Here is a 19,685-nt window from a genome sequence, read left to right as displayed (position 1 = left end):
GACCCGCTATGTCCCCCCTCTTCGATCTGCGCGACGAGACGCAGCTCCTCCCCGGCATGCGCCAGGCCCGTCAGGCGATCGCCCGCGGCGAGCTCGTCGTCCTCCCGACCGACACCGTGTACGGCGTCGCGGCCGACGCGTTCAGCCCCGAGGCCGTGCAGCGTCTGCTCGACGCGAAGGGGAGGGGGCGCCAGCAGCCGCCGCCCGTGCTCGTGGCGGGCGAGGACGCGATGCGCGCTCTCGTCGAGGAGGTGCCCGAGGCCGTCCAGCGCCTCGTCTCGCGCTTCTGGCCCGGCGGCCTCACGATCGTGCTCCCCGCCCAGCCCTCCCTCAGCTGGGACCTCGGCGAGACGCACGGCACCGTGGCGGTGCGCATGCCCGACCACCGGCTCACCCTGGAGCTGCTGACCGAGACCGGTCCGCTCGCCGTCTCGAGCGCGAACCTCACGGGGCGCCCCGCCGCCGTGACGATCGACTCCGCGATCGGCATGCTCGGCGAGAGCGTCGCGGTCTACCTCGACGCGGGCGCCTCCGCGACGGGCATCGCGTCGACGATCATCGACGCGACCTCGCTCGTGGGCGGAGTCGCCGACCCGGTCGTCCGCGTGCTGCGCGACGGCGCCGTCACGCGCGCGGAGCTGCGCGACGTGCTCGGCGACCTCCTCGAGCCCGACCCCGAGACCGAGGCCGAGCCCGAGGCAGCGAGCGGCCCGTGAGACAGTACGTCTTCATCATCGTCCTGACGGCCGCGGTCACCTACGGCCTCTCGTGGACGGTGTGGAAGCTCGCGATGCGGTACAAGCTGTACCCCGGCATCCGCGAGCGCGACGTGCACAAGACGCCCACGCCCCGGCTGGGCGGCGTGGCGATGTTCCTCGGCATCGCGACCGCGTTCGCGGTCTCGGCGGCGAACCCGTACTTCGGGATCTTCTGGGACGAGCCGCAGCGCGTGTGGTCGATCCTCGCCGCCGTGACGCTCATCATGCTCGTCGGCGTCGCCGACGACCTGTGGGACCTCGACTGGATGATCAAGCTCGCGGCGCAGTTCCTCGCGGCGGGCATCATCGCCGTGGGCGGCCAGCTGCAGATCTTCTTCCTCCCGTTCGGCGGCATCACGGTGTGGGGGAGCTGGTTCAGCATCGGCGTCACGATCCTCTCGATCGTCATCGCCATGAACGCCGTGAACTTCATCGACGGCCTCGACGGGCTCGTCGCCGGCGTCTGCCTCATCTCGAACGCCGTGTTCTTCGTGTACTCGTATCTGCTCATCCGCGACATCGGCGCGACGAGCTACTTCAACTTCGCGACCTTCATCGCGGCGGTCCTCATCGGCGCCTGCATCGGCTTCCTGCCGCTGAACTGGAGCCCCGCGAAGCTCTTCATGGGCGACTCCGGCGCGCTCGTGCTGGGCCTGCTCATGGCCACGAGCGCGGTCGCGATCACGGGTCAGCTGCCTCCGTCGATCGTCGGGCGCGAGGACTTCGACTCGCAGCTGCTCGGAGCGTTCATCCCGATCATCCTGCCGATCATCGTCGTCGCGCTCCCGCTGGCCGACTTCGGCCTCGCCGTCATCCGCCGCATGGGCGCGGGCAAGTCGCCGTTCTCGCCCGATCGCAAGCACCTGCACCACCGGATGCTCGACATGGGCCACAGCGACCGCGACTCGACCCTCATCTTCTACGCATGGACGTCGATCTGCTCGCTCGCGGTGCTGCTCATGTACATCGCGACGCAGAACGGATGGCCCGGCGACTGGTGGATCGGCATCGCGTTCGGCGGCGTCGGCATCATCGCGTGCCTCGTCGTCACGCTCACCCCCTCGCGCCGCGCGCCGCGCGGCGACGGCGCGGACACCCCCGCCGGCGCACCGACCCCACAGGAGGCCTGATGTCGCCCTCTCCCGTCTCGAGCACGCCCGTCCTGCGCGCGGCCATCCGGTGGAGCGTCATCGCGACGCTCGTCATCGCGATCGTCGGAGGAGCGATCGGCTTCCTCGTCGCGGGGGCGGACGGGCTGTGGTCGGCGCTCGCGGGCGCCCTCGTGGCCGCGGTGTTCCTCATCCTGACGAGCGTGAGCGTGCTCGTGGCGAACCGCTGGTTCGGCGACCCCCTCTACGTGCAGATCTTCTTCGGCATCGTCCTGGGCGGATGGTTCCTCAAGCTCATCGTCTTCATCGGCGCGCTCTTCCTCCTGCGCGGGCAGCCGTGGCTCGAGCCGGTCGTGTTCTTCGTCGCGATCGTCGCCAGCGTCGTCGCGTCGCTCGTCGTCGACGTCATCGTCGTGCGGACCATGCGCATCCCGCATGTGTCCGACGTCGCGCTGCCGGGGGAGGACGCCCCCGACGCCGACGCGCCCTGACGGGCGCCCGCCCGGATTTCTACAGAGCGTCAAAACCTGGGTTCGACCTTTGATAGGCTGGACTCACCTGCGGCCGGTGTGCGGCGCGATGAACGCGACGAGGCCCCGCAGACCCGCTCTCTCATGACAATTCACCGTGCTGGGCACTGCTCCGCGCGAGAAGCTGGAGCCACAGGTTGACTCAGGCAGCGAACCTCATCGCCAAGATCGCTGACGGCGAGGAATTCCACCCGCCGTCGATCGCGGACTTCTTCCCCGAGGGGCTGCTCTTCGTCGGCACGCCGTTCGAGATCACGCGCATCAACCTCGCGCAGTTCCTCGCCACCGCGGTCCTCGTCCTCATCCTCGTGCTCGGCACGCGCCGGATGACCGTGGTCCCCGGCCGCTTCCAGAGCATCGTCGAGATGGGCATGCTGTTCGTGCGCGACACCTTCGCGCACAACATCCTCGGGCGCAAGGACGGCGACCGCTTCCTGCCGCTGCTCATGACGATGTTCTTCATGATCCTGTTCATGAACCTGACGGGCATCATCCCCGGCATCAACATCGCCGGCACGAGCGTCATCGCGGTCCCGCTGCTGCTCGCGGTGGTCGCGTACGTGGCCTTCATCTACGCGGGCATCAAGAAGAGCCCGGCCGGGTTCTTCCGGAACGCGCTCTTCCCGCCCGGGGTCCCGCCGTTCCTCTACATCATCGTCACGCCGCTCGAGTTCCTCTCGACGTTCATCATCCGTCCCGTCACGCTGACGCTGCGACTTCTGATGAACATGATCGTCGGGCACCTCATGCTCGTGCTGTTCTTCTCGGCGACGCAGTTCTTCCTCATCTCGATGGGCGGATGGTGGTCGCTGCTGAGCGTGGGAACGCTCGCGTTCGGCTTCGCCTTCACCCTGTTCGAGGTCCTGGTCGCCGTGCTCCAGGCCTACGTCTTCACGATCCTCACCGCGGTCTACATCCAGCTCGCGGTTGCGGAAGAGCACTGACGGACGACCACACGGTCATCCGCCTTACCGAAAGGAAAAACCCGTGGACGCTACCACGATTCTGGCCGAGGTCAACGGTTCGATCGCGACGGTCGGCTACGGCCTCGCCGCCATCGGCCCCGCGATCGGCGTGGGCATCGTCGTCGGCAAGACGATCGAGTCGACTGCCCGCCAGCCCGAGCTCGCCGGCCGCCTCCAGACGCTGATGTGGATCGGTATCGCCTTCACCGAGGCCCTCGCCTTCATCGGCATCGCCACCGGCTTCATCTTCGGCTACAACTGATCCCTCGCCAGACATTTAAGGAGGCAGGATGCTGAACGCTCTTGTCACTGTCGCCGCCGAGGAAGCCGAGCACAACCCGCTCCTCCCGGCGATGTACGACATCGTCTGGTCCGCGGTGTGCTTCATCATCATCCTCGCGGTGGTGATCTTCGTCGCCATCCCGCGCCTGACGAAGATGCTCGACGAGCGCTCTGCCGCCATCGAGGGCAACATCGCGAAGGCGGACGAGGCCCAGAAGCAGGCCGAGGCCGCCCTCGAGGAGTACACCAAGCAGCTCGCCGAGGCCCGCAAGGAAGCCGGCGACATCCGCGAGGCCGCCCGCGAGGACGGCAAGAAGATCGTCGCCGAGGCCAAGGACACCGCGGTGGCCGAGGCCGAGCGCATCCAGGCAACCGCGCACGCGCAGATCGAAGCCGAGCGCCAGGCGGCGCTCGTGTCGCTCCGCGGCGAGGTGGGCACACTCGCCCTCGACCTCGCTTCGGGCGTCATCGGCGAGACCCTCACGGAGGACCAGAAGGCCCAGGCCGTGGTCGACCGCTTCCTCGCCGACCTCGAGGCATCCGAGAAGGCGGCGAAGTAATGGGCAGCGCGACCACTCAGGCGCTCGCGGTCGGCGCGGAAGCGCTCGACGCGACGCAGGTCGACCTCGACACGGCGCGCGAGCTGTTCGCCGCGTCGCGTGCCGTCGCCGGCTCGTCCGCGCTGAGCGGCGCGCTCGCAGATCGCGCGGCGACCCCCGAGGCGCGCGGCGCGCTCGTCGCCAGGGCCTTCGGGTCGCTGTCGCCGGTCGCCCAGGGTCTGCTCCAGCAGACCGTCGCGCAGCGCTGGTCGTCGGGCGACGACCTCGTCCTCGGTCTCGAGGAGCTCGCCATCCGCGCGGCCGCCAAGGCCGAGCAGAGCGACGTCGAGGCCGAGCTCTTCCAGGTCGCCCGCATCGTCTCGGCGAACCCGGAGCTCGAGCTCGCGCTCGGCAGCCGGCTCGGCGACGACGCCAAGAAGGGGGAGCTCATCGCCTCCCTCCTCCAGGGACGCGCCAGCGAGGGCACGACGCTCATCGTCTCGTCGCTCGTGCAGCAGCCGCGGAACCGTCGCGTGCGCGCGATCCTCTCGCGCGCCATGAAGATCGCCGCCGCGCAGCGCGGCCGCACGGTCGCGACCGTCTACACCGCCGTGCCGCTCTCGGCCGCGCAGAGCGAGCGCCTTGCCGCCGCGCTGTCGAAGCAGTACGGAGGCGCGGTCGCGCTGAACCCGGTGATCGACCCGACGGTCGTCGGCGGCATCCGCATCCAGGTCGCCGACGACGTCATCGACGGCAGCATCTCGTCCCGCCTCGCCGATCTCCGGCAGAGGCTCGCAGGCTGAAAGCTCTCCCGCCCCGGCGGACGGCTCAGGGGTCGCCATCGGCCCCACAACACTAAGGAAGACAATGGCAGACATCACCATCAGCCCCGACGTCATCCGTGACGCGCTGAAGGACTTCGTCGCCGCCTACGAGCCCACCGGTTCCGCGGCGAACGAGGTCGGCACGGTCACCGACGCGGCAGACGGCATCGCCCACGTCGAGGGCCTCCCGGGCGTCATGGCGAACGAGCTCGTCCGCTTCGCGGACGGCACGCTGGGCCTGGCCCAGAACCTCGACGAGCACGAGATCGGCGTCGTCGTCCTCGGCGAGTTCACCGGCATCGAAGAGGGCCAGACGGTCACCCGCACGGGCGAGGTCCTCTCGGTCCCCGTCGGCGAGGGCTACCTCGGCCGCGTCGTCGACCCGCTCGGCAACCCGATCGACGGCCTCGGCGAGATCACCGGCGTCGAGGGACGCCGCGCGCTCGAGCTCCAGGCCGCCGGCGTTATGCAGCGCAAGAGCGTCCACGAGCCGATGCAGACGGGCATCAAGGCCATCGACGCCATGATCCCCGTCGGCCGCGGCCAGCGTCAGCTCATCATCGGCGACCGCCAGACGGGCAAGACCGCGATCGCGATCGACACGATCATCAACCAGAAGGCGAACTGGGAGTCGGGCGACCCGACCAAGCAGGTCCGCTGCATCTACGTCGCGATCGGCCAGAAGGGCTCGACCATCGCCTCGGTGAAGGGCGCCCTCGAGGACGCCGGCGCCATGGAGTACACGACGATCGTCGCGGCTCCCGCCTCGGACCCGGCGGGCTTCAAGTACCTCGCCCCCTACACCGGCTCGGCCATCGGCCAGCACTGGATGTACCAGGGCAAGCACGTCCTCATCGTGTTCGACGACCTGTCGAAGCAGGCCGAGGCCTACCGCGCCGTGTCGCTCCTGCTGCGTCGTCCGCCGGGGCGCGAGGCGTACCCCGGTGACGTCTTCTACCTGCACTCGCGTCTGCTCGAGCGCTGCGCGAAGCTCTCCGATGAGCTCGGCGCCGGCTCGATGACGGGTCTGCCGATCATCGAGACGAAGGCGAACGACGTCTCGGCGTACATCCCGACCAACGTGATCTCGATCACCGACGGCCAGATCTTCCTCCAGTCCGACCTCTTCAACGCCAACCAGCGTCCTGCGGTCGACGTGGGTATCTCGGTCTCGCGAGTCGGCGGCGACGCGCAGCTGAAGCACATCAAGAAGGTCTCCGGCACGCTCAAGCTCGAGCTCGCGCAGTACCGCTCGCTCGAGGCCTTCGCGATGTTCGCGAGCGACCTCGACGCGGCGTCGCGCCGTCAGCTCGCGCGTGGTGCGCGTCTGACCGAGCTGCTCAAGCAGCCGCAGTACACCCCGTACCCCGTCGAGGAGCAGGTCGTCTCGATCTGGGCCGGAACGAACGGCAAGCTCGACACGATCGAGGTGGAGGACGTCCTCCGCTTCGAGCGCGAGCTGCTCGACTACCTCCGCCGCAACACGTCGATCCTCGACACGCTGCGCGACTCGGGCAAGCTCGAGGACGACACGGTGGCCGAGCTCGAGAAGCAGGTCGACAAGTTCGTGCTCGAGTTCAAGCAGGGCGACGGCAAGCACCTCACGGACGCAGGACGCGAGGAGTTCGCGCCGGCCGCCGCCGAGGACGTGAACCAGGAGCGGATCGTCAAGGGCCGCAAGGCGTAACGCCTTCCGGAGAAGACGCATCATGGGCGCACAACTCAGGGAGTACAAGCAGAAGATCTCTTCTGCTCAGACGACCAAGAAGATCACGAAGGCGATGGAGCTCATCGCGGCTTCGCGCATCCAGAAGGCGATGGCGCGCGTGCGCGCGTCATCGCCCTTCGCCCGCGCGGTGACGCGAGCGGTCTCGGCCGTGGCCACGCACACGTCGATCGACCACCCGCTCACGCGCGAGCCGGAGACGGTGCGGCGTTCGGCGGTCGTCATCATCAGCGCGGACCGCGGCCTCGCGGGCGCGTTCAACTCGCAGGTGATCCGCGAGGGTCTGGAGCTGGCGGAGCTGCTGAAGTCCGAGGGCAAGGAGATCGACTTCTACCTCTTCGGACGCAAGGCGGTGGGCTACTTCCAGTTCCGTCGTGTCGCGGCGAAGGCGGAGTGGGTCGGCGACGCCGACACGCCCCACTTCGACACGGCCGAGGAGATCGCCCAGGCACTCATCGAGGCGTACGAGCTCGACGCGAGCGAGGGCGGCGTGGACGAGATCCACGTCGTGTACAACCGCTTCGTCAGCATGATGACGCAGACGCCGGAGTCGGTGCGCCTGCTCCCGCTCGAGGTCGTCGACGCGGATGACACGGCCCCGGCCGACGTCTACCCGCTCTACGAGTTCGAGCCGGAGCCCACGCAGGTGCTCGACCGCCTGCTGCCGGTGTACATCCAGAGCCGCATCTTCAACGCGCTCCTGCAGTCGGCGGCCGCCAAGCAGGCCGCGACGCAGAAGGCGATGAAGTCGGCGAGCGACAACGCCGACAAGCTGATCACCGACTACACGCGCCTGCGCAACAACGCGCGACAGGCAGAGATCACTCAGCAGATCGCCGAGATCGTCGGCGGCGCCGACGCGCTGGCGTCCTGAGCTGCAGACCCACCAGGAAAGAGACGAAAGTATGACTGCCAACGCCACGGCTGAGACCACTGCGGTGGTCGGGCGCGTCGCACGCGTCACGGGCCCCGTCGTCGACATCGAGTTCCCGCACGACGCCATCCCCGACGTCTACAACGCGCTGAAGACGACGATCACGATCGGCGAGGAGTCGACCGAGATCACGCTCGAGGTCGCGCAGCACCTCGGCGACGACATGATCCGCGCCATCTCGCTGAAGCCGACGGACGGCATGGTCCGCGGCCAGGAGGTGCGCGACACCGGCGAGGCCATCTCGGTGCCCGTCGGCGACATCACCAAGGGCAAGGTCTTCAACGTGACCGGCGACGTCCTCAACCTCGGCGAGGGCGAGACGTTCGAGGTCACGGAGCGCTGGCCGATCCACCGCAAGGCGCCGAACTTCGACCAGCTCGAGTCGAAGACGCAGATGTTCGAGACCGGCATCAAGTCGATCGACCTCCTCACCCCCTACGTGCAGGGTGGGAAGATCGGCCTCTTCGGCGGTGCGGGCGTCGGCAAGACCGTCCTCATCCAGGAGATGATCCAGCGCGTCGCGCAGGACCACGGCGGTGTGTCGGTGTTCGCGGGCGTCGGCGAGCGCACGCGTGAGGGCAACGACCTCATCCACGAGATGGAGGACGCGGGCGTCTTCGACAAGACCGCGCTCGTCTTCGGCCAGATGGACGAGCCGCCGGGGACGCGTCTGCGCGTCGCCCTGTCGGCTCTGACGATGGCGGAGTACTTCCGCGACGTGCAGAAGCAGGACGTGCTCCTCTTCATCGACAACATCTTCCGCTTCACGCAGGCGGGCTCCGAGGTGTCGACCCTTCTGGGCCGCATGCCCTCGGCCGTGGGCTACCAGCCCAACCTCGCCGACGAGATGGGTGTGCTCCAGGAGCGCATCACCTCGACGCGCGGTCACTCGATCACCTCGATGCAGGCGATCTACGTGCCGGCCGACGACTACACCGACCCGGCTCCCGCCACGACGTTCGCGCACCTCGACGCGACGACCGAGCTCTCGCGTGAGATCGCGTCGAAGGGTCTGTACCCCGCGATCGACCCGCTGACCTCGACGAGCCGCATCATGGACCCGCGCTACCTCGGCGCGGACCACTACCGCGTCGCGACGTCGGTCAAGCAGATCCTCCAGAAGAACAAGGAGCTGCAGGAGATCATCGCGATCCTCGGTGTCGACGAGCTCTCGGAAGAGGACAAGATCGTCGTGTCGCGTGCACGCCGCATCCAGCAGTTCCTCTCGCAGAACACCTACATGGCGAAGAAGTTCACCGGTGTCGAGGGCTCGACCGTTCCGCTCAAGGAGACGATCGAGTCGTTCGACGCGATCGTCAAGGGCGAGTTCGACCACGTCGCTGAGCAGGCGTTCTTCAACGTCGGCGGCATCAGCGACGTCGAGGCGCAGTGGGCGAAGATCCAGAAGGAGAACGCCTGATCATGGCGCTCAACGTCACCCTCGTCTCCGCTGAGGCGGAGGTCTGGACGGGCGAGGCGAGCCTCGTGGTCGCCAAGACCACCGAGGGTGAGATCGGCTTCATGCAGGGGCACGAGCCCGTGCTGTCGATCCTCTCTCAGGGGCAGGTCCGCATCACGCAGGCGGATGGCACGAAGATCGTCGCGGACGCCCGCGACGGGTTCGTGTCGATGGAGGGCGACGTGCTCACCATCGTCGCCGGCCACGCCCAGCTCGTCGACTGACGCAGCTCACCTTCCCGCCAGGGCGGAGGATCCTCGGATCCTCCGCCCTGGCGCTTTCGTCTGCGCACCATCCGTGCGGAAGGGACCATCCGTGCTCCTCCTCCTTCCCCCGTCCGAGACCAAGCGGCCCGGTGGCGACCGGCCCCCGATCGACCTCGGGGGCCTGCGTCTGCCCTCGCTGCGGCGCCACCGCGAGGACGTCGCCGAGGCCCTCGTCGCGCTCTCGGCCGACGCCGACCGTGCGGCGCGCGTGCTGAAGCTCAGCGAGCGCCAGCGCGGCGAGATCGCGCACAACGCCGCGCTGCTGACGGCGCCCACGATGCCCGCCATGGACCGCTACACGGGCGTGCTGTTCGACGCGCTCGACGCGGCGTCGCTGTCGGCTGCCGCGCGCGGCTGGCTCGCACGGCACGCGCTCATCCAGACGGCGCCGTTCGGCCCGATCGGCGCGGGCGACCTCGTGCCCGCGTATCGGCTGGCCGCGGGCACCTCGCTGCCGGGCGTTCCCGCGCTCCGCCGCCACTGGGCGGGCCCGACGGGGGAGGCGCTGCGGGAGGCGGCCGACGGGCTCGTCGTCGACCTGCGCTCGAAGGCGTATGTCGACCTCGGCCCGGTGCCCGACGACGTCGCGTCGGTCTACGTGTCCGTCGTCGCCGAGGGCGCGGACGGAGCGGTGCGCGCCCTCAACCACTTCAACAAGAAGGCGAAGGGCCTGTTCGTGCGCGCCCTCGCGGAGTCGCGTCCGACGTGGCGGACGGCGGATGGGCTCCTCGCGTGGGCGGCGGATGCCGGTCTGGACCTGCGGCCGGGGGAGAGCTCGCGCGAGGTGCTGCTCTTCGCGCGGGAGTAGCGGGGGATACCGCGCTTCTGGCATCGTGTGAGCTGCGGCTGACGTCAGCTGCAGACAGAGGGGAACTTCCATGTATGACGACGTGTACGGTCCCGACAGCAGCGCGATTCTCGCGCTCGCGGGACTCTTCGCCTTCTTCGGACTCCTGATCGGCGTTGTCTTCTACGTCCTGGGCTCGTGGTTCCTGATGAAGATCTTCGACAAGGCGGGCGTGCAGGGGCGCTGGCGCGCCTGGGTGCCGGTCTACAACATGATGGTGTTCTTCAAGCTCGGCGACCTCAGCCCCTGGCTCGTCCTGTACGGCCTCGGCGGCGCGCTGCTGCTGAGCTGGATCGGCATCGGGTATGTCTTCAGCCTCGCCATCGCGGTCCTGTCCGCGATGGCGGCCTACCGCGTCGGGCTCAAGCTCCAGAAGGAGGGCGCGTGGGTCGTCCTCTACGTGTTCCTGTCGCTCGTGTGGCTCGGCATCAACGCCTTCGACAAGTCGCGTTGGAACCCCAACGTCGCGCCCGCCACGTGGGCCGGCAACGGATTCCTCGGCGACCGCACCGTGTGGGACGGCGTGCCGACCCAGCCCGCTGCCGCGCCCGGCTACGGCCAGGCCGCCCCGGCCTACGGCCAGCCCGCGGCCGGTCAGCCCGGCGCGTACCCGCCGCCGCCCGCCCCGGGTGCATACCCGCCGCCGGCCGACGCGACCGGCGCCTTCCCGCCCGCGGGCGACGCGCCCGGAGCGTGCCCGCCGCCTCCCGGCGGAACCACGCCGCCCGCCCCGCCGGCGGGAGACGACCGTCCGCCGGCCCCGCCCGCGCCTCCCGCGCAGCCGTGACGCGCTGACGACCCCGCGGAGGGCCCGCACCGGCACCGGTGCGGGCCCTCCGCCGTGCGGCCGACGCAGCCGGGTCGCACGGCTCGACTAAGATGTGATGACCCGCGCTCGCTCGCACGAGCGCTCCACGACACCCGGAGGCCGATCCGTGCCAGACGCACCCGTGACGACGCAGTCGACGATCGTGCGACGATCCGGAGGCGACGTCACCGTCTCGTGGGCGGCCGTGACGGACCGCGGTCGCAAGCGCGAGATCAACCAGGACGCGGTGCTCGCGCAGTTCCCGCTCTTCGTCGTGGCCGACGGCATGGGCGGCCACATCGGCGGCGAGATCGCGAGCGCCAGCACGATCGCGCAGCTGCAGCGCGTGGTCGAGCACGGCGACATCACGCCCGAGGCGATCGAGGAGGCTCTCCAGCGCGCCGTCGGCGACATCGGCGATCACCCAGAGACGACCGACGAGGGCACCGGCACGACGGTCACCGGCATCTACCTCCACGCGGACGGCGAGGAGGACGCCTGGATCGTCCTGAACATCGGCGACTCGCGCGTCTATCTCGACCGCGATGACGCGATCGCCCAGATCACGGTCGACCACTCGCTCGTGCAGGAGCTCGTCGCCTCGGGTCGGCTCAGCCCCGAGGAGGCCGAGAACCACCCGTACGGCAACGTCATCACGCGCGCCGTGGGGCCGAGCGAGAGCGTGATCCCCGACTACGTGCGGCTCGACGTGCGCGCGGGCGACCGCTTCGTGATCTGCTCGGACGGGCTCACCAAGGAGCTCACCGACTACGGCATCCTCCATTTCCTCCGGCAGAACCCCGACCCTGCCGCGGCCATCGAGGCCATGCTCGCCGCGGCGCTCGAGAACGGCGGGCGCGACAACATCTCGATCATCGTCGTCGACGTCACCGAGCCCGGCGCTCCGGCCCCTGCGTCCGCCGATGACGCCGCGACCGCGCAGCTGCCGACCGTCGACGCCGCCGAGACGGCAGGCGCCTCGGGCACGGATGAGGACCCGGACCCGTCCGAGACGGCGGGCCCGGCCGCGTAGCACGTCCTGACGTCGGCGCGGGCCGGTCCGCGCCGCGGGCACAGGCCCTCGCGCCGGATCGGCCCACGCGCGAGAGCGTCGCCGGATCGGCCCGGGCCGGATCGGCCCTCGCGCGCGAGCGTCACCGGATTCGGATCGGCGGGGCGGGTGAGCACTCCTGGGACAGACACGCGCACAGGAGCCCCGGCCATCCGATTCCGGGCACCACAGCGCGGCCCGCGCCGCGTGCACAGGCCAGCGCGCCCGGCGCGCCTGTCCACAGGGGAGCAGTCGCCGGCCATCCGACTCGTCATCCGCGGTGACATGGGAGCATGACGAGTCCCCTCGCGGCGCGCATCGACGAGCCGCTCTCTCTGCCGTCGCCCGCCCCGCCGCCGCGGCCCGCACGCTGGCCGCTGTTCGCGGCGCTCGTGCCCGTCGTCGGCGGCGTCGCCATGTGGTTCGTCACGGGGTCGCTGCTGTCTCTCTGCTTCGCCGCCCTCGGCCCGCTCATGGCCGTCGCCGCCGCGGTCGACGCGCGACGCAGCTCCCGACGGGAGCGTCGGCGCGCCGACGCCGCCTACGCCGAGGCGTGTGCGCGCATCGAGCGCGAGATCGAGCAGCGCCACGATCGCGAGCGGGTCGAGCTGAACCGCCGGCTCGTCGATCTCGGCGCGCTGCTCGCCGACGAGCGCGCGGTGTGGCGCGCCTCATCCGACGAACTCGTGGTCGGCCGCGGGGAAGCATCGAGTCGCGTCCGGGTGTCGGGCGGCGAGGGCGAGCGCGCAGACGCCCTGCGCCGGCGGGCGGGGGTCCTTCCCGATGCCCCGATCTCCATCGCACCGGGCGAAGGCGTGTGCGTGCGGGGAGCGCCGGTCGTGGCCCAGGCGGTGGCGCGCGCCCTCGCGCTCCAGGTCTGCCTGCGGGTGGCTCCCGAGGCTCTCGGCGTCGCGGCGGCTCCTCCCGGGGAGGAGTGGATGGACGCGCTGCCGCATCGGCAGACCTCAGCGCCGCGGCGTCTGGCGCTCTCCGGCGAGGGACCGCCACCGGACGCGGACATCGTGATCGCGGTCCGCGCGCCGGATGCCGCTCCGCCCGAGGCCTGCGGGGCGGTCCTCGACGTCGGCGAGGGCCTGCAGGGGCGGCTCATCCGCGGCACGCACGAGGAGGACGTCGCCCTCGAGGCCGTCTCCCGCGCGCAGGCGCAGGCCGTGGCCGAGGGGCTCGCGGGCCGCGGAGCCGAGCGCGGCGGCCGCGGCGGGCCCGATGCCGCGCTGACCCTCGGCGAGCTCGAGCCCGTCGCGTCCGGGGATCGCGCGGGTCTGCCGGCGGTCGTGGGGCGGGCGGACGGCGAGCCGGCCGTGATCGACATCGTCGCCGACGGTCCGCACGCGGTCGTCGTGGGGACGACGGGAGCGGGCAAGAGCGAGCTGCTCGTCACGTGGGTCGCGTCGCTTGCGAGGACCTACACCGCCGACCGCGTGGTGTTCCTCCTCGCGGACTTCAAAGGCGGAACCGCGTTCGATGCGCTCTCCGAGCTGCCGCACGTGACCGGGGTCATCACCGACCTCGATGGGGCGGCATCGCGGCGGGCGGTCGAGAGCCTGCGCGCCGAGGTGCGCCGGCGCGAGGCACGGCTCGCTGCGTGCGGGGCGCGCGATGTCGGCGCGCCCGGCGTCGAGCTGCCTCGCCTCGTCATCGTCGTCGACGAGTTCGCGGCCATGCTGCAGGAGCACCCGGATCTCCACGCCGTCTTCGCCGACGTCGCCGCACGCGGCCGGGCGCTGGGCATGCATCTCATCCTGGGCACGCAGCGCTCGACGGGCGTGCTCCGCGATGCCCTGGTCGCCAACTGCCCCCTGCGCATCGCCCTGCGCGTCGCCGAGCCGTCCGAGAGCCGCGGCGTGATCGGCGTCGATCTCGCCGCGACGCTGCCGGGCGGCGCCGACGGGCGCGGCCTCGCGTACATCCGCCGCGCGGCCGACGCGGCGCCACGGCTCACGCGCATCGCGCTCACCACCCCGCGCGAGCTCGCGCCGATCGGCGCCGAGGGGGCGCCGCGCGCACAGGGCCCGTGGCTGCCGCCGCTGCCGTCCGAGCTGCCCCTCGCCGCGGTGCGCGGCCGCGAGCCGGATGCCTCCGCCGTCGTGCTCGGCATCGCCGACGATCCGGAGCGGCAGCGCCAGCCGGTGGTGACCCTCCGCCCCGGTGTCGAGCGCGGGCTCGTCGTCGTCGGCGGATCGGGGAGCGGCACCTCGAACGTCGTGCGTCTCGTCCGTGCGCAGCGCCCCGATGCGATCGTCGTCCCCCGCGACGCGGAGGGAGCCTGGGATGCCGTCGAGTGCGCCGAGCACGCCGTCGACGGGCTGCTCCTCGTCGACGATCTCGACGCTCTGCTCGCGCGATTCCCCCACGACTACGCGCACGCCATCGCCGAGCGCATCGAGAACGTCGTGCGCGATGCGGGGGAGAGGCGGATGACCGTCGTCGCGACGACCGCGCGCGTCACCGGCGCGGTCGCGCGGATCATCGATCTCCTTCCGCGGCGGGCGCTCCTGGCGCTCGCGTCGCGCGCCGACCACGCCGCGGCCGGCGGCGACGCGACGACGTTCGACCCGCGGCGGCCGCCCGGGCGCGGGGTCCTCGACGGGCAAGAGGTGCAGTTCGCTCTCGCTCCCGGCGCAGTTCGCGGCGAGGCTGAGCCGGCCACGCCCGTCGCCTGGCGCCCGGGCGCTCCCGTCACCGCGCTGGTCGTGAAAGCGGCACGTCGACGCTGCGCCGCGCTCGCCGACGGATGGGGCGACGGCGTGCGGATCCTCGCCCTGGACGAGCTCCCGCCGGGATCATCTCTCGAGAGCCTCGCTGGCGCGGACGCGCCGGTCGTCGTCGCGGGGGAGCCGGAGTCGTGGCAGCGCCAGTGGGCGCTCCTTCAGGAGGCGCGCGGCGGCCATCCGCTGGTCGTGGGCGCCGAGTGCGCGACCGAGCTGCGCGCGCTCACCGGGGAGCGGGAGCTGCCGCCGTTCGCGCGCACGCGCGCCTCGCGGGCGTGGCTGTGCGCCGACGGTCTCCCGCCGCGACGGATCGTCCTGCCATGATCCGACGCGCCTCGGTCAGGCTCGGCGTCACACGGTCGCGCGGATGCGACCCACCTCGACGCCGCCGCCGCGGATCGACAGCAGCGGGTGGCTGCGCGCGAAGGAGTCGACCGCCTCCGCCGAGAGAGCGCCCGCCCGTGCGAGCAGGGTGAGCGCCACGACGAGCCCCGCGCGCGTCGAGCCGTCGAGCATCTTGAGCGCCACGGTCGTCCCGTCGGGAGCGATCATCGTCTGCACGCCCTCCGCGCCGAACTTCGAGTAGACCCCGAACGTCTCGATCGCGACCGTGTCCGGGCGGCCCGGCCCGTCGACCGTCCAGGGGTGCTCGCGCACCGCCCGCACGAGCGCGCCCGCGACGCGGTGCATCGCGAACGGCGACCGCTCCGACGAGTTGCCCGCCCGGTGCACGGCGCGCGCGAGCCCGGCGAGCGTGATCGCGTGCACGGGCGCGCCGCAGCCGTCCACGACCGTGGCGCCGACGCGCTCGCCCGACAGTCGCTCGACGACCTCGCGGATGCGCAGCTGCAGCGGATGCGCGGGGTCGAGATACGTCGCGGTGTCCCAGCCGCTCGCGACGCACGCCATGAGCATCGCGGCGTGCTTGCCCGAGCAGTTCATCCGGAGGCGGGACGGCTCGAAGTGGTCGCGCACCATCGCGTCGCGGGTCGTCGAGTCGCTCGGCCACTGTGCGGGGCATCCGAGGGCGTCCTCGCTGAGGCCGACCGATCCGAGCATGTCACGCACCACCGAGGCGTGACGGTCGGTACCCGCATGGCTCGCGGTGGCGAGCGCGAGTCGCTCGCCCTCGAGGGGCGCGCCCGCGGTGACCGATCCGATGGCCTGCAGCGGCTTGAGCGCCGAGCGGGGGAGCACGAGCGCGTCGGTGCGGCCGAGCGCCGTGACCACCTCGCCGTCGGGCGACAGCACGAGCGCGGCGCCGACGTGGCGGGACTCCACGAACCCTCCTCGATCGACGACGGCGAGCTCGACGGCATCCGGGGCGGTGAAGGTCTCTGGGGTCACCTCACAACCCTAACGAAGCGCCGCGGGCCCTTCGTCGGCGTCCGCGGTGCGACACTGGGGGCATGCTCGGCGAACACCACTACGCGCTCACCGCCACCTGGACCGGCAACCGGGGCACCGGGACATCCGGATACCGCGACTACGACAGGTCCGTGTCGCTGAGGATCGAGGGCAAGCCCGAGGTGCTCGCATCCGCCGACGTCGCGTTCCGCGGAGACGGCGCGCGTTGGAACCCCGAGGACCTGCTCCTCGCGGCGCTGTCGGAGTGCCATCTGCTGTCCTACCTGCACGCGTGCGTGGTCCGCGGCGTCGTCGTCACGTCGTACGTCGATGACGCGGTCGGAACCATGCGCCAGCAGGGCAACGGCGGGCGCTACGAGAGCGTGACGCTGCGCCCGCGGGTCACGGTCGCCGACGCGTCGATGGTCGAGGACGCGCGCGCGGCGCACGACGACGCCCACGAGTGGTGCTTCATCGCCAACTCGGTGAACTTCCCCGTGCACCACGAGGCGGAGGTCTCCGTCGGCTGACGGCTACAGGCGCTCGTGGGGCAGGGCGCGCTTGATCTTCTCGAGCGTGCTGCTCGCCGGAAGCTCGTTGTAGACCCCGGCGAGCTCCTGGCCGGACAGCTCGTGGATGGCCGCCATGATCTGATCCGTGGCCGCGCGGCGCGCCTTGCCCGAGGAGGCCGGTCCGTGCACGGACACATCGATCGGCGCGCCGAAGCGCACCGTCACCCGGTCGCGGAGCGACGGCATGCGAGCGCCCACCGGCATCACCTTGTCCGTGCCGATGAGCCCGATCGGCACGACCGGGGCGCCGCTCTCGAGCGCGAGGTACGCGACGCCCGTCCGGCCCTTGTACAGGCGCCCGTCGCGCGAGCGCGTGCCCTCCGGGTGAAGCGCCACGGCCGCGCCCGTCGCGAGGATGTCCTTCTGCCGGTCGAGCGCGTCGAGCGCGGCCTGCCCGGCGGCGCGGTCGACCGGGATCGCGCCGACGGCCGTGAAGAACGTCCGCGAGAACCAGCCCTTGAAGCCGGTGCCGGTGAAGTAGTCCGACTTCGCGAGGAAGTGGACAGGGCGCGGTGCCGCCGCGATCGGGATGACGATCGAGTCGATGAACGACAGGTGATTGCTCGCGAGGATGACCGCCCCCTCGGCGGGGATGTTCTCCCTGCCCTCGACACGAGGGCGGTAGACGGCGCGGGCGAGAGGAGCGAGGACGACGCGCCCCAGCGTGTAGACCCAGCTGGGGCGGACGGGTGAGCCGTCGGACTCGGCCCGGTTCTGCACGTCGTCGGTCATCCCTCCAGGGTACTGCCGACGTATGCCGCCGCCGGAATCCTGCGGATCGCCGGTGCGACCGCGGCGTTCAGCGCATGCGGAGCGGAAATCGGGGAGGATGGACGCGATCCCCCGATGAATGAGGTTTCCGTGCGTGCTCGCTCCCTTGGCCTGATGTCCACCGCCGTCGTCGCGGCTCTCGCCCTCGCGGGCTGCGCGCCCTCGGGAGAGGCGGAGCCGGAGGCGTCGCCCACGGGCACGCCCGCCGACCTCTGCGCGGCCGCCGCCCCCACGGGCGAGGCCGTGGAGTCGGTGACAGTGGACGGCGAGCTCGGCGAGCCGTCGACGGCCACCTTCGAGAAGCCGATCGAGGTCCCCGAGGCCCAGCGCCTCGTCCTCGAGGAGGGCGACGGCGAGCCGGTCCAGAGCGGCGACTACCTCAACTACGCGCTCACCGCCTACGACGCCGTGAGCGGCGAGAAGGTCGGGGAGCTCGGCTACAACGAGGGCGAGCTGCTCCCCGCGCTCGTGTCGCCCGAGTCGCTCGGTCAGTTCACGGGGTGCGAGAACGTCGGCTCGCGTCTCGTGCTCGCGCTTCCGTCGGGCACCGACCAGGCCGGCACCGCGACGAACGCGCAGATCTACGTCTTCGACCTCCTCAGTGTGACGCCGACCGCGGCGTGGGGCGAGGAGCAGGAGCCGACCGAGGGCATGCCCACGGTCGAGCTCGCCGAGGACGGCGCTCCGACCGTCACGATCCCGGAGGGCGCCGAGGCGCCGGAGACGACCGAGCTGTCGACCCTCAAGGCCGGCGACGGCGCCACGGTCGAGGCGGGCGACATGGTCCTCGTCCAGTACACGGGCGTGAAGCTCTCCGACGGCTCCGTGTTCGACTCGAGCTGGGACCGCGGCACGCCCGCGCAGTTCGAGACCACGGGCGTGGTGACGGGCTTCAAGAAGGCCCTCGAGGGCCAGAAGGTCGGCTCGCAGGTGCTCGCGGTCATCCCGCCCGCCGAGGGCTACGGCGCGAGCGAGGGCAACGAGCTCCAGGAGGAGACGCTCGTCTTCGTCGTCGACATCCTCGCGACCCAGCACCCGGCGCCCGCCGCAGAAGAGGCTCCGGCGGAGTGACCCGCGTGCGCCGCGTCATCGTCCTGGGGTCGAGCGGGTCCATCGGCACGCAGGCGCTCGAGGTCATCCGCGCGCACCGCGACCGGTTCGAGCTGGTCGGCCTCTCGACGGGATCCAACGCGGACCTGCTCCGCGCGCAGGCGGCCGAGTTCGGCGTCGAGCACATGGCCCTCGGCGCGGAGGGCTCGGCCCAGCTCGTGCGGGACGTGGACGCCGACATCGTGCTCAACGGCATCACGGGCTCCGTCGGCCTCGGCCCCACGCTCGCGGCGCTCGAGGCCGGGCGCACGCTCGCCCTCGCGAACAAGGAGTCGCTCATCGTCGGCGGCGAGCTCGTCAAGCGGCTCGCCCGCCCGGGGCAGATCGTCCCGGTCGACTCGGAGCACTCCGCGATCGCCCAGGCGCTGCGGGCCGGGGAGCGCGGCGAGGTGCGCCGCCTCGTCGTGACCGCGTCGGGCGGGCCGTTCCGCGGATGGTCGCGCTCCGCGCTCGAGAACGTCACGCCCGCCCAGGCGCGCAAGCACCCGAACTTCTCGATGGGGCGCGTCATCACGACGAACTCGGCGACGCTCGTGAACAAGGGCCTCGAGGTGATCGAGGCGCACCTGCTGTTCGACGTGCCGTACGACCGGATCGAGGTGGTCGTGCACCCGCAGCAGCTCATCCACTCGATGGTGGAGTTCCACGACGGCTCGACGATCGCGCAGGCCGGACCGCCGCGCATGCTCGTCCCGATCGCGCTCGGCCTCTCCTGGCCCGAGCGTCTCGTCGACGTCGACGTGCCGATCGACTGGACCGCGGCGCAGACGTGGGAGTTCTCGCCGCTCGACGACGACGCATTCCCGTCGGTGCGGCTCGCGCGACGTGCGGGTGAGGCCGGTGGCACGCATCCCGCCGTCTACAACGCCGCCAACGAGCAGGCGGTCGAGGCGTTCCACGACGGGCGGCTGTCGTTCCCCGGCATCGTCGACACGATCGCCGCCGTGCTCGACCGACACGAGGCTCCGGCCGAGCTCACGCTCGAGACCCTCGCCGACGCGGAGGCCTGGGCGCGCCGCAGCGCTGACGAGCTCATCGCCGCACGCGGCTGACGG

At 71.3% G+C, this 19,685-nt stretch carries 20 protein-coding genes; 18 read left to right on the top strand and 2 right to left on the bottom strand.

The genetic code is table 11. The features are described 5' to 3' along the window. Positions 1–8 precede the first annotated feature (8 nt). The 15 genes from PKE79_RS03260 to PKE79_RS03190 all read left to right on the top strand — a co-directional run bounded on the left by PKE79_RS03260 (position 9) and on the right by PKE79_RS03190 (position 15,154). Positions 9–716, top strand: a complete 708-nt coding sequence (locus tag PKE79_RS03260; protein ID WP_271172234.1) for an L-threonylcarbamoyladenylate synthase — start codon at positions 9–11, stop codon at positions 714–716. Continuing rightward, positions 713–1,888 carry an MraY family glycosyltransferase gene (locus PKE79_RS03255; RefSeq protein ID WP_271172233.1) on the top strand — a complete coding sequence of 392 codons (1,176 nt, stop codon included), beginning with the start codon at positions 713–715 and terminating at the stop codon, positions 1,886–1,888. Before PKE79_RS03260 ends, PKE79_RS03255 begins: the two co-directional genes overlap by 4 nt. Further along, positions 1,888–2,358 carry a Cg1360 family ATP-synthase-associated protein gene (locus PKE79_RS03250; RefSeq protein WP_271172232.1) on the top strand — a complete coding sequence of 157 codons (471 nt, stop codon included), beginning with the start codon at positions 1,888–1,890 and terminating at the stop codon, positions 2,356–2,358. Before PKE79_RS03255 ends, PKE79_RS03250 begins: the two co-directional genes overlap by 1 nt. Before the next feature lie 176 nt (positions 2,359–2,534). Then, positions 2,535–3,341, top strand: coding sequence for a F0F1 ATP synthase subunit A (gene atpB / locus PKE79_RS03245; protein ID WP_271172231.1), 807 nt, complete (start codon positions 2,535–2,537; stop codon positions 3,339–3,341). Between the two features lie 43 nt (positions 3,342–3,384). Then, entirely contained in the window at positions 3,385–3,624 is a 240-nt protein-coding gene (gene atpE / locus PKE79_RS03240) for a F0F1 ATP synthase subunit C (protein WP_156241867.1), read from the top strand. Positions 3,625–3,652: 28 nt separating this feature from the next. Continuing rightward, positions 3,653–4,204, top strand: coding sequence for a F0F1 ATP synthase subunit B (locus PKE79_RS03235; protein WP_271172230.1), 552 nt, complete (start codon positions 3,653–3,655; stop codon positions 4,202–4,204). Further along, the gene (locus PKE79_RS03230) at positions 4,204–4,986 is read left to right on the top strand and encodes a F0F1 ATP synthase subunit delta (RefSeq protein WP_271172229.1); all 783 of its coding nucleotides are present in this window, start codon (positions 4,204–4,206) and stop codon (positions 4,984–4,986) included. The genes PKE79_RS03235 and PKE79_RS03230 overlap by 1 nt, the downstream gene beginning before the upstream one ends. Positions 4,987–5,050: 64 nt before the next feature. Beyond that, positions 5,051–6,694: a F0F1 ATP synthase subunit alpha gene (gene atpA, locus PKE79_RS03225; RefSeq protein ID WP_271172228.1), complete on the top strand. Its 1,644-nt coding sequence runs from the start codon at positions 5,051–5,053 to the stop codon at positions 6,692–6,694. 22 nt (positions 6,695–6,716) lie between these two features. Continuing rightward, the gene (locus tag PKE79_RS03220; protein ID WP_271172227.1) at positions 6,717–7,607 is read left to right on the top strand and encodes a F0F1 ATP synthase subunit gamma; all 891 of its coding nucleotides are present in this window, start codon (positions 6,717–6,719) and stop codon (positions 7,605–7,607) included. A 31-nt stretch (positions 7,608–7,638) separates the two neighbouring features. Further along, positions 7,639–9,087: a F0F1 ATP synthase subunit beta gene (gene atpD, locus PKE79_RS03215; protein WP_271172226.1), complete on the top strand. Its 1,449-nt coding sequence runs from the start codon at positions 7,639–7,641 to the stop codon at positions 9,085–9,087. A gap of 2 nt (positions 9,088–9,089) precedes the next feature. Then, entirely contained in the window at positions 9,090–9,350 is a 261-nt protein-coding gene (locus PKE79_RS03210) for a F0F1 ATP synthase subunit epsilon (protein WP_271172225.1), read from the top strand. Between the two features lie 91 nt (positions 9,351–9,441). Beyond that, positions 9,442–10,200, top strand: coding sequence for a YaaA family protein (locus PKE79_RS03205; protein WP_271172224.1), 759 nt, complete (start codon positions 9,442–9,444; stop codon positions 10,198–10,200). Positions 10,201–10,270: 70 nt separating this feature from the next. Continuing rightward, positions 10,271–11,026, top strand: coding sequence for a DUF5684 domain-containing protein (locus tag PKE79_RS03200; RefSeq protein WP_271172223.1), 756 nt, complete (start codon positions 10,271–10,273; stop codon positions 11,024–11,026). Between the two features lie 148 nt (positions 11,027–11,174). After that, the gene (locus PKE79_RS03195) at positions 11,175–12,080 is read left to right on the top strand and encodes a PP2C family protein-serine/threonine phosphatase (protein ID WP_271172222.1); all 906 of its coding nucleotides are present in this window, start codon (positions 11,175–11,177) and stop codon (positions 12,078–12,080) included. A 311-nt stretch (positions 12,081–12,391) separates the two neighbouring features. Beyond that, positions 12,392–15,154: an FtsK/SpoIIIE domain-containing protein gene (locus tag PKE79_RS03190; RefSeq protein WP_271172221.1), complete on the top strand. Its 2,763-nt coding sequence runs from the start codon at positions 12,392–12,394 to the stop codon at positions 15,152–15,154. 27 nt (positions 15,155–15,181) lie between these two features. Here the strand turns inward: PKE79_RS03190 and PKE79_RS03185 are convergent, their stop codons facing one another. Next, positions 15,182–16,177, bottom strand: coding sequence for an asparaginase (locus PKE79_RS03185; RefSeq protein WP_271172220.1), 996 nt, complete (start codon positions 16,175–16,177; stop codon positions 15,182–15,184). A 62-nt stretch (positions 16,178–16,239) separates the two neighbouring features. Here PKE79_RS03185 and PKE79_RS03180 point away from each other — a divergent pair, with 62 nt between their 5' ends. Further along, a complete protein-coding gene (locus PKE79_RS03180; RefSeq protein ID WP_271172219.1) occupies positions 16,240–16,707 on the top strand; it encodes an OsmC family protein in 468 nt (155 codons plus the stop codon). A gap of 3 nt (positions 16,708–16,710) precedes the next feature. On the opposite strand, the gene PKE79_RS03175 is transcribed toward PKE79_RS03180, so the two are convergent. Then, on the bottom strand, positions 16,711–17,481 hold the full coding sequence (locus PKE79_RS03175; protein ID WP_271172218.1) for a lysophospholipid acyltransferase family protein: 771 nt from the start codon (positions 17,479–17,481) through the stop codon (positions 16,711–16,713). 153 nt (positions 17,482–17,634) lie between these two features. Between PKE79_RS03175 and PKE79_RS03170 the strand changes: the two genes are divergently transcribed. Then, positions 17,635–18,591, top strand: a complete 957-nt coding sequence (locus PKE79_RS03170; protein WP_271172217.1) for an FKBP-type peptidyl-prolyl cis-trans isomerase — start codon at positions 17,635–17,637, stop codon at positions 18,589–18,591. Between the two features lie 5 nt (positions 18,592–18,596). Continuing rightward, positions 18,597–19,682, top strand: a complete 1,086-nt coding sequence (gene dxr, locus PKE79_RS03165) for a 1-deoxy-D-xylulose-5-phosphate reductoisomerase (protein WP_271172428.1) — start codon at positions 18,597–18,599, stop codon at positions 19,680–19,682. Positions 19,683–19,685: the final 3 nt, after the last annotated feature.

This window comes from Microbacterium barkeri, from assembly GCF_027921765.1.
In the GTDB taxonomy this organism is placed as follows: domain Bacteria; phylum Actinomycetota; class Actinomycetes; order Actinomycetales; family Microbacteriaceae; genus Microbacterium; species Microbacterium barkeri.
This window is presented reverse-complemented; position numbering and strand designations above follow the sequence as displayed.